The sequence below is a fragment of the Maribellus maritimus genome (assembly GCF_022267315.1).
Classification (GTDB): Bacteria; Bacteroidota; Bacteroidia; order Bacteroidales; family Prolixibacteraceae; genus Draconibacterium; species Draconibacterium maritimum.
This window is the reverse complement of the sequence record NZ_JAIKLE010000005.1, coordinates 189260-203049: the sequence shown is the minus strand read 5'-3', so window position 1 is coordinate 203049 and position 13790 is coordinate 189260. Positions and strand designations below refer to the sequence as shown.

Below are 13790 nucleotides of genomic sequence, written 5' to 3'. Positions count from 1 at the left end.
CCCAGGTTATGTGCAGCGGTTCGGAGTTAACTTATAAAATGGAGACAGAGAGTGTTTTAAATGTTTTGTGTAACATTTCCTCATCTCTGCGTAAAATTCTACAATTGTTAATAATAGTGAATTAAAACGGGGACATTTACCTTATCGGCTAGTTTATCCAGGTCATTTTTACTAAACATTTGTTTTACAGGATTTTGTTTTTGCAGCGATAGCAGTAACAAATCTGGTCTATTTCGGTTACAATAGCGGGCAATGGTATCAGCGTAATTTTTTCCTTCCAGTGTACTGGTACTTATTTTTGAAGCGGGTATGATTTCTTTTACCAATTCCATCCAGGTTTGACTTTTAAGCTCTTTTTCCGCATAATCGCTGTTTTCTGAAACATCTGCAGCAATCAAATACGGATTTATCTTTTTGAAAAAAGAATGAAGGCCGGTAAATGTATTTACATGACTGGTGTGGAAATCAACCGGAATTAGAATTTTATGGAGCGAAGAGAATGAAGTCCCCGGCGGAACCAGCAAACAAATCGCATTATTGTTTTTTACAGTACTTCGTATCTCATTTTTTGAGTGAAAAATATTTCCATCGGGTTCAGCGCTGATAACAAAAATCTTGTCATCGCTATCATTTGAACTGTTTTTTATTGCATCATCAATACTTTCTTCTTCAACAGCTACATTTATTTTCAGCGGATAATTTAGCCTCGATGCTTCGCCACTGAGTAATTTATCCAGATCTTTTTTTACACTCTCTTTTTCTCTGAAAATGATTTCTCCGTGCGAAAGAGTGTTTCCGGGTGTAACTGATTGTGAATCGGAAACCGCACTGTATTCCCCCTGATGTACCCGCGAATCGATTGGGTGAAGAACATCAACTTCTGTTTCCAAATGTTTTGCAAGATGTAATCCGAATTTTATTATTGAATCTTTTTTACTTTTTATGTCGCTGATAATAATTGTTTTCATTATGATAAATTTTATTTTTTTATGAATGTGTGCGCCGGATGCCCGTAGAACATTTCGGCGGCTTCCATAATGGTTTCCGAAAGCGTAGGGTGGGGGTGAATGGTTAATGCCACATCTTCTGCAGTAGCTGCCATTTCAATGGCAAGTGCTATCTCAGCAATCATATCTCCTGCATTTCTGCCCACGATTCCCGCTCCTAAAATTCGTTCGTTGTCGGGGTTTACTAAAAGTTTTGTAAATCCCGATTTTTCATTCATTGCAATTGCCCTACCCGACGCGGGCCACGGGAATTTTACTACTTTGTAACTGATTCCTTTTTCTTTTGCCTCTTTTTCGCTGAGTCCGCAAACTGCAATTTCGGGTTCGGTATATATTACAGCCGGGATTGCTTTGGCATCGTTTGCCGATTTTTTCCCCGCTATTACTTCTGCGGCTACTTTTCCTTCGTAGCTTGCTTTATGCGCCAACAGAGGCGGCCCGGCAACATCGCCAATGGCATAAATATTTTTTTGTGTGGTTTGCATTCGCTTGTTCACCTTAATAAAACCTTTTTCATCGGTTCCTACTGAAGTATTTTCCAGACCTATATTTCGGGAGTTCGGATTTTGCCCTACCGAAACGAGAACTTTATCATATGTTTTGCTAAACTTCTTTTTTTTTGCGTCTTCAAAGTCGGCTTCAATTGCTTCACCTTTTTCCCGGAGGGTTTTTAGTTTTGTCTCCGGAAGAATTTCTTTAAAGGTATTTTTATTGACCTTTTTGAATTCATGGACCAAATCTTTATCCATTCCCGGCATTAAATCGTCAGTCAGTTCTACGACTGTTATTTCCGTTCCCAGCGATTTATAAATTACCGCCATTTCCAACCCGATGTAACCTCCGCCAACAACCAACATTTTATTGGGAATGTCTTTTAATTCGAGCGATTGTGCCGAATGCATTATTTTCGGGTTGCTCATATCAATTCCCGGCAGTTCGATGGGTTTGGCTCCGGTTGCAACGATTGCATTTTCGAATGTTATCTCTTTTTTATCGCCTTCGTTTGTTTCGATCTGAATGGTTTCCGAATCCAAAAATGTTGCCTTCCCGCGGACATAATTTATTTTTCGTGCTTTTACCAGCTGGCCCAAACCACCGGTAAGTTTTTTCACTACGCCGGTTTTCCATTTTCCAACTTCCTCTGTATTTACTCTCACTTTATCAAAATGAATTCCAAGGTCGCCTGCATGTTCGGCATCGGCTTTTATTCTCGCCAGATGAAGCAGGGCTTTGGTTGGAATACATCCCCGGTACAGACAAACGCCTCCCGGGTTGACTTCCGAATCAATCAACGTAACATCAAGTCCCAGATCAGCCGCCATGAAAGCGGCTCGGTAGCCCCCCGGGCCTGCACCTATAATTACCAATTTATGTTTTTCTGATGTACTCATAATTTGTTCTTTTTATTGCAAAATGGCATAAGGGTCTTCAATCACATCACAAATCCAACGCAGGAAGCGGGCGCCGTCCGCACCATCAATTACCCGGTGATCGTATGAAAGCGATAACGGGATGATTAAGCGTTTTTTCAACTCATTGTCTTTATAAGCCGGTTTGTATTTTGCTCTTGATACACCCAGAATGGCCACCTGAGGCGGCAAAACAATAGGTGTGAATGCAGTTCCGCCAATACCACCAAGATTCGAAATTGTAAAATTGCCTCCCTGCATTTCCTCTGTGGAAAGTTTCTTGTCGCGGGCTTTTTGTGCCAGCTCGCTTAGTTCTGTAGAGAGCTCTGTAAGCGATTTTGAATTCACATCGCGAACCACCGGAACCAGCAAACCCTGTGGCGTATCTGCGGCAATTCCCACATTGTAATAATGTTTGTTTATAATTTGATCGTTTTCGATATCAAGGCTGGAGTTAAAACGAGGGAATTTTTGAAGCGCGAATCCCAAGATTTTTAATAAGATAGCTGTAACGGTAAGCTTTCCACCGGCTTTTTCCACTTTTCCTGCATAATTTTTCCTGAAATCTTCAAGTCCGGTAATGTCGGCCTCATCAAATTGAGTTACATGCGGAATCGTTTGCCATGCTTTTGAAACATTTTTTGCGGTAATTTTTCGAATGGTTGTCATTGATTTTTTGGATGTCGGTCCCCACTGCGAAAAATCGGGTAGATGAGCAGATTTTTTTTGTTCTTCTGTTTTCTCCGGTCTTTTGCTAAAACTTTTTACATCTTCTGCAGTAATTCTTTTCCCCGGTCCACTGCCCTCAACCTGAGTCAAATCTACATCCAATTCACGCGCCAGCCTTCGAACTGATGGTGATGCAGGAATATCACTTAAATCCTTTGTTTCTTTTTCATCTTTTTCAGTTGTGTCACTTTCTTTTTTTCTTTGTTCGTCATCTTTACTTCCCGCCTCTTCGCCATCATCCTCAGCTTTTTCTTTTGTCTTTTCCTCTTTTTCGTCTTCCGAGCCAGCGTTTTTTTCTTTGTTTTTGTCGTCGCTTTCTGTGTCGCCTTTCGCTTCTCCTTCGGTTTCAATAATTATAATAACCTGGTTTACTTTTACTTCATCACCTTCTTCCACTTTTATTTCGTCAACAACGCCATCAAAAGGCGAAGGAATATCGGTGGTTGCTTTGTCGGTTTCTATCTCAACCAGGGCTTGATCTTCCGAGACTTTATCGCCTGCTGAAACCAATATTCCGGCGATTAATCCGGTTTCAACATTTTCTGCTATATCGGGAATTCTAATTTCTTTTTTCATTTCTTTTAAAGTTTTATAAAACAAATACTTGATAGATTTTTCGATTTTTTATCAGATGTTTGCAGGCGACTTTTTATCGCTGTTGATGTTCAGTTTTTCTTTTGCCTGATTTAAAACCGTTTTGTTGATTTTTTTCTGATAATACAGATTCAACAAAGTCTCCCAAACAATATGATTTGCATTGATTTCAAAGTGTTCTCTTAATTCATCGCGGTGTTCACTAAGGCCAAATCCATCGGTTCCAAGTGCTGTAAATTTTCCGGGAAACCACCTGGAAACCGAAAGTGGAAGTGCTTTCACATAATCGCTTGCTGCAATAAAGGTCCCCAGATCGGTGCCTACACATTCCTCGATATAACTTTTCCGTTTTTCTTCATTAAAGCGGTTTACACGTTCTGTTTCCACGGCATCGTCATACAACATTTTATAACTGGTAACACTCCACACTTCCGGGAAAATATCGTATTCTTTTTTGAGCATGTCGGCGGCTTTTAGTGCCTCGTTCAGAATGGAGCCGCTTCCCAGCAAATGAATATTGTGTTTGTTTTTCTGGCTGCTGCGGTATTTGTACATTCCGTTTATAATTCCCGTTTCAATCTCTTTTCGTGCAGGCATTGGCGGCATTTTATATTTTTCGTTCATTACTGTGATGTAGTAGAAAATTTCTTCTCCGTTGTCATACATTCTTTTTATCCCATCACGAATAATTACAGCCAGCTCAAAGGCAAATGCCGGGTCGTAGGCTCGTACTGTGGGAATGGTTAAGGCAAGCAGGTGACTGTGTCCGTCCTGATGCTGAAGGCCTTCTCCTGCGAGCGTAGACCGTCCGGCAGTTCCTCCCAGCAAAAATCCTTTGGCCCGCGCATCAGCGGCGGCCCACATAAAATCACCAACCCGCTGAAATCCAAACATGGAGTAGAAAACATAAAAGGGAATGCAATTGATCTGATGCGTTGAATAAGCTGTGCCTGCAGCAATAAACGACGACATGGAGCCAGCTTCGGTGATTCCTTCTTCCAGAATTGCGCCGTTTTTGGCCTCTTTGTAATACAGCAAACTTTCCCTGTCAACCGGTTCGTACAACTGGCCTTTATGGGCGTAAATCCCCGATTGTCGAAACAGCGCGTCCATTCCAAATGTTCTCGATTCATCGGGAACGATTGGAACGACTAGTTTTCCAATATTTTTATCTTTTAAAAGTTTTGAAAGCAGCTGAACAGCAGCCTGAGTTGTAGCTACTTCGCGTTTACCTGAACTTCTGAAAAATTCTTCAAAAACCTTAGATTCCGGCATTTCAAATTTTGCTTTCCCCCGGTTTCTTTTAGGAAGGAATCCTTGTAATTCCTTTCGTCTTTTGATTAAATATTTTATCTCTTCGCTTTTTTCGTCTGGTCTGTAAAACGGAGCTTTTGCCACATCTTCATCTGAAATTGGAATGTTAAATCTGTCGCGAAAATGCATCAGCTCTTCTTCGTTTAATTTTTTTTGCTGATGCGTAATGTTTCTTCCTTCACCGGCTTCGCCTAAACCGTAACCCTTTATGGTTTGTGCCAGAATTACAGTGGGTTTATTTTTTGTATTCACCGCTTTTTTGTAAGCATTAAATACTTTTTGAGGATCATGGCCGCCTCGGCGAAGTTTTTCCAAATCCTCGTCGCTCATGTTTTTCACCAATGCTTTTAATTCCTCACTTTTTCCAAAGAATTCTTTTCGAATATAATCCCCCCCTGAAATGGAGAATTTCTGTCTTTCCCCGTCAACCAATTCGCCTAAGCGTTTTTTAAGCGCGCCGTTTTTGTCTTTATCAAGCAGAGGGTCCCAGTTTTCTCCCTGTGCAACTTTTATCACATTCCAGCCGGCTCCTTTAAAAGCTGCTTCCAGTTCCTGGATAATCGATCCGTTTCCGCGCACCGGGCCGTCGAGGCGCTGAAGATTGCAGTTGATTACAAAAATCAGGTTGTCCAGTTCTTCACGTGAAGCCAGTGTAAGCGCCCCCATCGACTCGGGCTCATCCATTTCACCATCGCCCAAAAATGCCCACACTTTTTGATTTGGAGCTTTGAGCAAGCCTTTGTCCTGTAAATACTTATTGAACCGGGCCTGGTAAATGGCCATAATTGGCGCCAGCCCCATTGAAACAGTTGGAAATTGCCAGTAGTCCTGCATTAATCGCGGGTGTGGGTAAGAAGGTAATCCTCCGTCGGGATTTAATTCACGCCGGAAATTTTCCAGCATCTTTTCTGAAATTCTTCCTTCCAGAAACGAACGAGCGTATATTCCCGGAGAGGCGTGTCCCTGAAAATAAATAATATCGGCTGGTTTGTCGTCATCACCTCCCCTGAAAAAATGGTTAAATCCAACTTCGTAAAGCGTAGCAGCTGAAGCATAGGTTGAAATATGGCCTCCAATTCCGTCTTTTTTTCTGTTGGCCTGAACAACCATTGCCATGGCGTTCCAGCGGATAATACTTTTAATTTTCCGCTCCAACTCGCGGTTTCCCGGATATTTTGACTCTCCATTTTTGGGAATTGTATTTATATAAAGTGTGTTGAGTTGGTGATTTAACGATATTCCATTTTCACTGATTCTGTTTCGTAATAATTCAAAAATTTCCTCCACACGTTCCGGGTCACTGTTTTTGATGACGTAATCAATGGAATCCAGCCACTCCCTGTTTTCAAACGCTGTAACTTTATTTTTTTCATTTGTATCCACTGCCATATTTTTTTCTTTTTTGTTTCTGCAAAATTTTCTCCCGTCGGTTTTCAGTTTAAGCGAGACAACAGTCGTTCCAACAGAAAACTTTACTTTTCAAAAAACAAGCAGTGGTGGTTTACTGGTTGAAATGCTTTGGTTTAAGTCGGGTTCCCGGGAATTATGGTAATTGTTTTCCTGTGGAAATGTTTGGATAAGATGAGACTTATTTCTACAGATTTGCAAAAGCTCTTTTCAAAAAATAATTGATAAGATTATAACCAAGCGCCCTAAATGCCGATGATAGCGTAGGATGATCTTTCCGGGAACTAATAGTTACAGATTACACTAAAAGTGGAATATTATTTTCAGTAAAAAGGGAAAGGTTAAATATTATGCAGCATCATTCAGAATTTACTTTAAATATCCCCGAGTCGGATAAACCACGCTTGATAATTGTTGGAGGAGGTTTTGGCGGGATTCATTTATTGCGGAGTATCTCAAAAAAAGATTTCCAGGTGGTTTTACTTGACAGGTACAACTACCACACCTTTCAACCACTTTTATATCAGGTAGCTACCGCCGGATTGGAGCCCGATTCAGTGGCGGGACCTTTGAGAAAAATCATGGATCCGGAAAATGATGTTTATTTTCGGATGGTGACGGTTGAACGGGTAATTCCTACAAAAAATGAAGTTGAAACCAACGCCGGGAGTTTAAAATACGATTACCTGGTGATTGCAACCGGTGCTAAAATGAACTTTTTTGGGAATAAAAGTATTGCTAAAAATTCATTCCCCTTAAAACAGGTGACACATGCACTCGATTTACGAAGCCATATTTTTCAGCAGTTTGAACGATTGGAAGTTTCAAGACGAGGACTAAAGAACAGTGCGCCCATCAATTTTGTAGTGGTTGGCGCCGGACCTACAGGTGTTGAAGTTTGTGGTGCTCTGGCCGAATTAAAATATCATGCATTGCGCAAAGACTATCCGGAATTGGACATTCGGAAAGTTAAAATTTATTTGGTTGAAGGCATGGATCGCGTGCTTCCTGCCATGTCGGAGAAAGCCGGAGAAAAGGCTCACATGTATTTGAAGAAGATGGGAGTTCAGGTCGTTTTGAACACTATGATTGAAGAATACGACGGACAAACAGCAACATTAAATAACGGAAATAAAATTCCGACAAAAACGCTGATTTGGGCCGCCGGAGTGAAAGGAAATGTACCGGAAGGTTTTGAAAACGGAAGTATCAAAAAAGGAAAACTTGTTGTAAATGAATTTCATCAGGTTCAGAAAGGAAAATCGACAAATGATGTTTTTAAACGGATTTTTGCCATTGGCGATGTTTCTCTTATGAAAACAGATAACTATGAGGCAGGTCTTCCCGGACTTGCACAGGTTGCTATTCAACAGGGAAAGCATATAGCAAGAAACCTGAAACGGATGGCGAAAAATCGTTCGCCTAAAAAGTTTAAATACAAAAATAAAGGAGTGATGGCTACGGTTGGAAAAAATAAAGCCATTGCCGATTTGCCTGGAAATATCAAAGTCTTTGGTTTTGCCGGGTGGCTGCTGTGGATGGTTGTTCACCTTTTATTTTTGGTTGGTTTTAGAAATAAGGCAGTGGTTTTTGCCAACTGGGTTTGGAATTATTTTACCTACGACCGCGGAATCCGTTTGATTTTAAGACCTTCTCCAAAGGAAAAGGATCAGATCAGTGAGAAAATGGAATTGGAAATGAACGAAGCAAAAGGATAAAAAGATGAAAAAATTAAATGTCACACAAAAACTCATTCAGTCTCATCTGCTAAGCGGAGAAATGGTTCCGGGTGAAGAAATAGGGTTAAAAATAGATCACATTTTACAACAGGATGCAACAGGAACCTTGATTATGCTGGAGCTGGAAAAAATCGGCATCAAAAGAGTTTCCGCAGAAGTTGCAGTTCAGTATGTAGACCATAACCTTTTACAAACTGATTTTAAGAATGCCGACGATCATCTGTTTTTACAGTCGGCAGCAAAAAAGTTTGGACACTGGTTTAGCCGGCCGGGAAATGGCATTAGTCATGTGGTTCATATGGAGCGTTTTGGAAAACCGGGGAAATCAATGATTGGCTCCGACAGTCACACCTGTTCTGCAGGAAGTATGGGGATGCTGGCCATTGGTGCCGGCGGACTCGACGTGGCTACCGCAGCTGCAGGCGAACCCTTTTACATTACCATGCCTAAGATATTTGGTGTGGAACTTACAGGAGAATTGCCCGACTGGGTGAGCGCCAAAGACATTATTCTGGAGATGTTACGACGCTATGATGTAAAAGGTGGAGTGGGGTACATTATTGAATATTTTGGAGAAGGGGTAAAAACACTTTCGGCATGGGACAGACACGTGATTGCCAACATGGGAGCAGAATTGGGGGCAACAACCAGCGTTTTTCCGTCGGATGATATGACCTGGGTGATGCTCAAACAGGAAGATCGCGGAAACGACTGGCAGGAGATTACGGTCGATGCAGGGGCAAAATATGATAAAACTGACCACATCCATCTTCCTGATTTGGTGCCATTGATTGCCAAACCCAGCAGCCCCGGTAAAGTAGTGCCGGTGTATGAGGTGGATGGGGAGCCGATTTCGCAGGTGGTTGTTGGATCTTCTGCCAACCCGGGCTTGCGTGATTTTTGGATGGTAAGTGAAATCGTAAAAGGAAAAGATATGCCTCCTGAAGTTTCACTGGATATCAACCCTTCCTCCCGGCAAAAAATTGAAGATCTCAGTAAAATGGGCGCGATAAACGCATTGATGCAGGCCGGAGCACGTTTTCATCAAACCGGTTGTATGGGATGTATCGGAATGGGGCAGGCGCCTGCTTCCAATACCATTAGCCTGCGCACTATGCCGCGTAACTTTCCCGGCCGTTCAGGTACTGCCGACGACCAGGTGTTTTTGTGTAGTCCGGAAACAGCGGCAGTTTCTGCATTGTTCGGGAAAATAACCAATCCCAAAAAATATGGGAAGTATATGAAATATCCCAAATATGAAGAGCCGGAAAACGCTTCTAAAAATACATTTATGTTGGTTCCTCCTGCACAAAAAAATGAAGATATAGAATTGAAAAAAGGGCCAAACATAAAGTCGCTACCCGATTTTGAAGCTGTGGAAGATTCGTTTAAAGTGCCGGTAGCTTTAAAAATGGAAGATAATATTTCTACTGATGAAATTTTAAAAGCGGGGGCAGAAGTTCTACCGTTACGAAGTAATATTGAAGCCATCAGTAAATACGCATATTATGTAATCGATCAGGAATTTTTTGATAAAGCTTTGACGATGAAAGAATCGGATGGCGGGCATGTGGTTGTGGCAGGAGAAAATTACGCACAGGGTTCCAGCCGTGAGCATGCAGCAATTGCACCTCGCTATTTGGGGCAAAAAGCAGTTATTGCAAAAAATTATGCCCGTATTGGCTTTCAAAATCTGGTGAATTACGGTATTGTTCCTTTTTTCTTTAAAGATCAGCGAGATTATGATAAAATAGACTCCGGTGATATTCTCGAATTTCAGTTTGTGTGGGAAGCAATTCGTGAGAGCAAACCAGCCCTTGTTGTAAACAAAATTTCAGGGGCGGAATTTCCGGTCGTTTGTAAATTAACGCAGCAGCAAAAGAATCTGTTACTAGCTGGAGGATTAATCAATTTTTTGAGAAAAAGAAAAAAATAAAAAAGGGAGGCGTATCCGTTTCCCGGATTTTGCTTCCCTTTTTGACTCTCTGAATCAGGAATATTATCTGTTTCCAAATGGATTATTAAAGTCAACTGAACGCTCCCGTGTTCTGAATTTGCTCGGTTTTACCAAAGAACCAGCCTGTGAAAATGCCTCTTCAAATGAGTCGAAACTTCTGTAAATATTTTTTTTCAACTCGGGAAACTCGTCCTGTTTCTTTTGTGTTTTGTCGATTTTTTCATATTGTAGCATGATGTTGTTGCGTACTGATTCCAGATGTCGTAAAATAACTGACAAATCCTTTTTTACGTCTGTATTTCCTTTTTCTTTTGATCGCCTTCTTAAATCCACAATTTTTGCGTTTGCTTCACTTAATTTTTGGTTTATTTCTGTTTTAAATTTTTCATGTGTTTCCATAACTTCTCCTCTTTTTTAATAACATAAGTAAATGTCCCAATAATATGCCAAATTTCGGAGTACATGTCTTTTTTATGAGAAAACGCCGTTCCTGTGTTTTATTTTGTTGAAAATCAGAGTCTATTTCTTTTTGTGTTGAAGTTTGGTGTGGAACAGCTTTCCCATCTCCCGTGCATCGAATCCACAATTTTTTAAAATCTAAATGGTTTAAACCGGTTTTTGCGGCTGTCTAGCGGTTATTCGGCCAGCTTACAATTTATGGCATATTCTTTTCACTGACTTTAACTGTAAATTATGAATCATAAAAATTGAAATATTATGTTACTATTAAAAGAACAAAAATGTGAACCCTGCAACGGAAATGAAGAACCATTAAAGAGCGAAAAGATTGAAAAATATTTGGAAAGGTTAAAAAACGATTGGAAAGTGATCGACAATAAAACAATAAAGTACAGTTTTCCATTTGAAAATTTTAAACGAAGTATGGCTTTTGCACAGGAAGTGGCGCGGATTGCCGAGAATGAGGACCACCATCCTGACCTTTGTGTCCACTACAAAAGTGTTGATGTAGAGTTGAGCACGCATGCCATCGGAGGTCTGTCAGAGAATGATTTTATTATGGCTGCAAAAATTGATGAATTGTAAGAATTACGGGAGTTCCGCTCCCTTTTTTTACGTCCTTTGAGGGGATAGGGCAGGTTTCGTTACAAAGCCAGATTCACCACTGTAATTCCCGCACCACCAAAATCCACATGTTCGTCTTTGTAGCTGCGTACCATGGGTTCCGAACGTAAATAGTCGCGAATAGTTGATTTTAAAATGCCGTGGCCTTTTCCGTGAAGAATCCGCAATTGCGCCACTTCAAACATAATGGCTTCATCAATAAATTCCTGAATTTTTGAAATGGCCTCTTCTACACGTTGTCCGCGAATATCAATTTCAGGTTTAAATGTTAAACGCCGTTGCGAGAAATTTTGGGTTAGAGATGAATTCCCCGTACGTTTTCCTTTTTCCAGTTTTTTTGCTTCGTTATTGCTGATGCGTTCTACCTGTTTTCGGGGTAATGTTGTAATCAGTTGTCCAAATGCAACCACCGCGTTTTTATCATTTAATTCAATCAGGTCGCCTACTGTATTCTGACCTTTAATCTGAACTTTATCACCGGGTTTTAATTCTACTCGTTCTTCCAGTTTTTCTTTTGGAATTGGTTTTTTTTCATCTTTCGGACGTCGTTTATTCCGCTTGTCTTCGCGTTGACGGAGTTTGTCAATTTTTTGCTGAATAAATTTATCGTCGCTGTCACTCTTGTGTTTTACAAGTTTTTTCAGGTCGTCCAGTTCTTCCCTCGCCTTTTTTGTACGTTCTCTCTCTGCCTGTGCATCCCTGATTTCCTGAATGGTATTTTCAATTTTTTTGTTTACGCCTGAAAGCAATCCGTCTGCATCTTCTTTGGCCTTAGCCAGCACTTCTTTTCGCAGCTTTTTGGTTTCCTGTAATTCACTTTCATAATTGGCCGCCATTTCATCCAGGATTTTTTCCACCTGGCGAATTTTTTTCCGTTTACTTTCCCAGTAGCGTTTGTCGCGATTGATTTGTCGCAGGTTACGATCAAAATCGATATGCTTTTTCCCCACTTTTTCGGTCGCTTTTTCCAAAATATCTTCGGGCAAACCAATTTTTCGTGCGATTTCAAAAGCAAAAGAACTCCCGGGTTTCCCTATTTCCAGTTGAAACAAGGGGTTCATATGTTGCGAATCATACAACATCGCTCCGTTTTCAATTCCTTCCGCTGAAGAAGCAAAATGTTTCAGGTTGGTGTAGTGCGTTGTAATCACACCAAATGCTCGCAATTGGTTGAGCTGATCCAGAATAGCTTCTGCAATTGCACCTCCCAGCATGGGTTCTGTTCCTGTTCCAAATTCGTCGATGAGGATGAGTGTTTTTTCATCGCTGAACTTCACAAAATGTTTCATGTTCATCAGGTGCGAACTGTAGGTACTCAGGTCGTTTTCCATCGACTGCTCATCGCCGATGTCAATAAAAAGGCGGCTGAAAATACCGGTTTTACTTCCTTCGCTGATGGAAACTAAAAGTCCGCACTGCAACATGTATTGCAGTAATCCCACGGTTTTCAGGCAGACAGACTTTCCTCCGGCGTTTGGCCCCGATATCAGCAAAATATGTTTTTCTTCGGTTAAGCGGATATTTAGAGGAACGATTTTCCGGTTTTCTTTTTTTAACGTTTTTTGAAGGAGCGGGTGAATTGCCTGGTACCAGTCAACAACCGGCTGGTTTTGTACATCAGGTTTAATGGCATCGAACTCAACTGCCAGCATTGCTTTGGCACGAATAAAATCAATCTCACCCAGAAAATCGTAAGAATAAAAAAGTTCGTCCAGATAGGGGCGAATATCGTTGGCAAAATCGGTTAGGATTTTAACGATTTCACGTCGTTCGGCATATTCCAGTTCGCGGATTTCGTTGTTCATCTCCACGATTTCATTTGGCTCTACATACGACGTTTTTCCGGTTGCCGATTCATCATAAATAATTCCCTGTAATTTTCGTTTATTGCCTGATGAAACCGGAATTACAGCGCGCCCGTCGCGAATAGAAATGGTTGCTTCTTCATCAACTAACCCGTCTTTTTGCGCTTGTTTTAAAATAGCGTGCAGCCGTTTCGACATGCTCGATTGCCTTGAAATAATATCTTTTCTGATTTGTGCCAGTTCGGGTGAAGCGTTATCGCGGATTTTACCAAATTTATTCAGGATACTGTCTATACGATCGTAGATGTATGGAAAAATCTGAACGGCAGTAATTTTCTTTTTTAACAGGGGAAATACTTCTTCGTCCTGTTTGTTGAAAAAGAAAACAATGGCGCGAATCGATTCCAGCGAACGTTTCAAGTCAAACAGTTCTGATATCTCCAAAAAACGACCTTCGGTTTTTATTTTCTGCAGAGCACTGCGTAAATCGAAAAAATGAGTGGCCGGGAAGTTGTCAAATTCGCGGATAATCCGACAAAATTCATCAACTTCTCCCAGCTGATTCTGAATATTTTCGAATTCTTCCTGAAAATGCATTTCATCTACCCATTCGCTTCCCATGGTACTCAGGCATTTGTTGTGTAGCATTTCACGAATACGGTCGAACCCGATTTTTACTTCAAAATTTTCAGGATAAATTTTCTGCATTGTCTTTGTTTTTCAGCGCAAAAATAATAAATCGCTTT

At 40.9% G+C, this 13790-nt stretch carries 9 protein-coding genes; 3 read left to right on the top strand and 6 right to left on the bottom strand.

What is annotated here, in order from left to right; translation table 11 throughout:
• Positions 1 to 107 precede the first annotated feature (107 nt).
• From K5G00_RS06810 to aceE, 4 genes are read right to left on the bottom strand one after another with little or no spacing between them, the layout of a single operon-like run.
• Positions 108 to 968 carry an adenine nucleotide alpha hydrolase family protein gene (locus K5G00_RS06810; RefSeq protein ID WP_238765384.1) on the bottom strand — a complete coding sequence of 287 codons (861 nt, stop codon included), beginning with the start codon at positions 966 to 968 and terminating at the stop codon, positions 108 to 110.
• Positions 969 to 979: 11 nt separating this feature from the next.
• On the bottom strand, positions 980 to 2398 hold the full coding sequence (lpdA, locus tag K5G00_RS06805) for a dihydrolipoyl dehydrogenase (protein WP_238765383.1): 1419 nt from the start codon (positions 2396 to 2398) through the stop codon (positions 980 to 982).
• 12 nt (positions 2399 to 2410) lie between these two features.
• Positions 2411 to 3721: a 2-oxo acid dehydrogenase subunit E2 gene (locus tag K5G00_RS06800; protein ID WP_238765382.1), complete on the bottom strand. Its 1311-nt coding sequence runs from the start codon at positions 3719 to 3721 to the stop codon at positions 2411 to 2413.
• A 51-nt stretch (positions 3722 to 3772) separates the two neighbouring features.
• The gene (gene aceE, locus K5G00_RS06795) at positions 3773 to 6442 is read right to left on the bottom strand and encodes a pyruvate dehydrogenase (acetyl-transferring), homodimeric type (RefSeq protein ID WP_238765381.1); all 2670 of its coding nucleotides are present in this window, start codon (positions 6440 to 6442) and stop codon (positions 3773 to 3775) included.
• 368 nt (positions 6443 to 6810) lie between these two features.
• Between aceE and K5G00_RS06790 the strand changes: the two genes are divergently transcribed.
• Complete coding sequence (locus K5G00_RS06790; RefSeq protein ID WP_238765380.1) at positions 6811 to 8178, top strand: NAD(P)/FAD-dependent oxidoreductase; 1368 nt, start codon at positions 6811 to 6813, stop codon at positions 8176 to 8178.
• 4 nt (positions 8179 to 8182) lie between these two features.
• The gene (locus tag K5G00_RS06785) at positions 8183 to 10135 is read left to right on the top strand and encodes an aconitate hydratase (protein ID WP_238765379.1); all 1953 of its coding nucleotides are present in this window, start codon (positions 8183 to 8185) and stop codon (positions 10133 to 10135) included.
• A gap of 63 nt (positions 10136 to 10198) precedes the next feature.
• Here K5G00_RS06785 and K5G00_RS06780 read toward each other — a convergent pair whose 3' ends face one another.
• The gene (locus K5G00_RS06780; RefSeq protein ID WP_217447706.1) at positions 10199 to 10555 is read right to left on the bottom strand and encodes a hypothetical protein; all 357 of its coding nucleotides are present in this window, start codon (positions 10553 to 10555) and stop codon (positions 10199 to 10201) included.
• A gap of 318 nt (positions 10556 to 10873) precedes the next feature.
• Here K5G00_RS06780 and K5G00_RS06775 point away from each other — a divergent pair, with 318 nt between their 5' ends.
• Positions 10874 to 11200 carry a 4a-hydroxytetrahydrobiopterin dehydratase gene (locus K5G00_RS06775; RefSeq protein WP_238765378.1) on the top strand — a complete coding sequence of 109 codons (327 nt, stop codon included), beginning with the start codon at positions 10874 to 10876 and terminating at the stop codon, positions 11198 to 11200.
• Positions 11201 to 11259: 59 nt separating this feature from the next.
• Here the strand turns inward: K5G00_RS06775 and K5G00_RS06770 are convergent, their stop codons facing one another.
• On the bottom strand, positions 11260 to 13752 hold the full coding sequence (locus K5G00_RS06770) for an endonuclease MutS2 (protein WP_238765377.1): 2493 nt from the start codon (positions 13750 to 13752) through the stop codon (positions 11260 to 11262).
• Between the last annotated feature and the right edge of the window lie 38 nt (positions 13753 to 13790).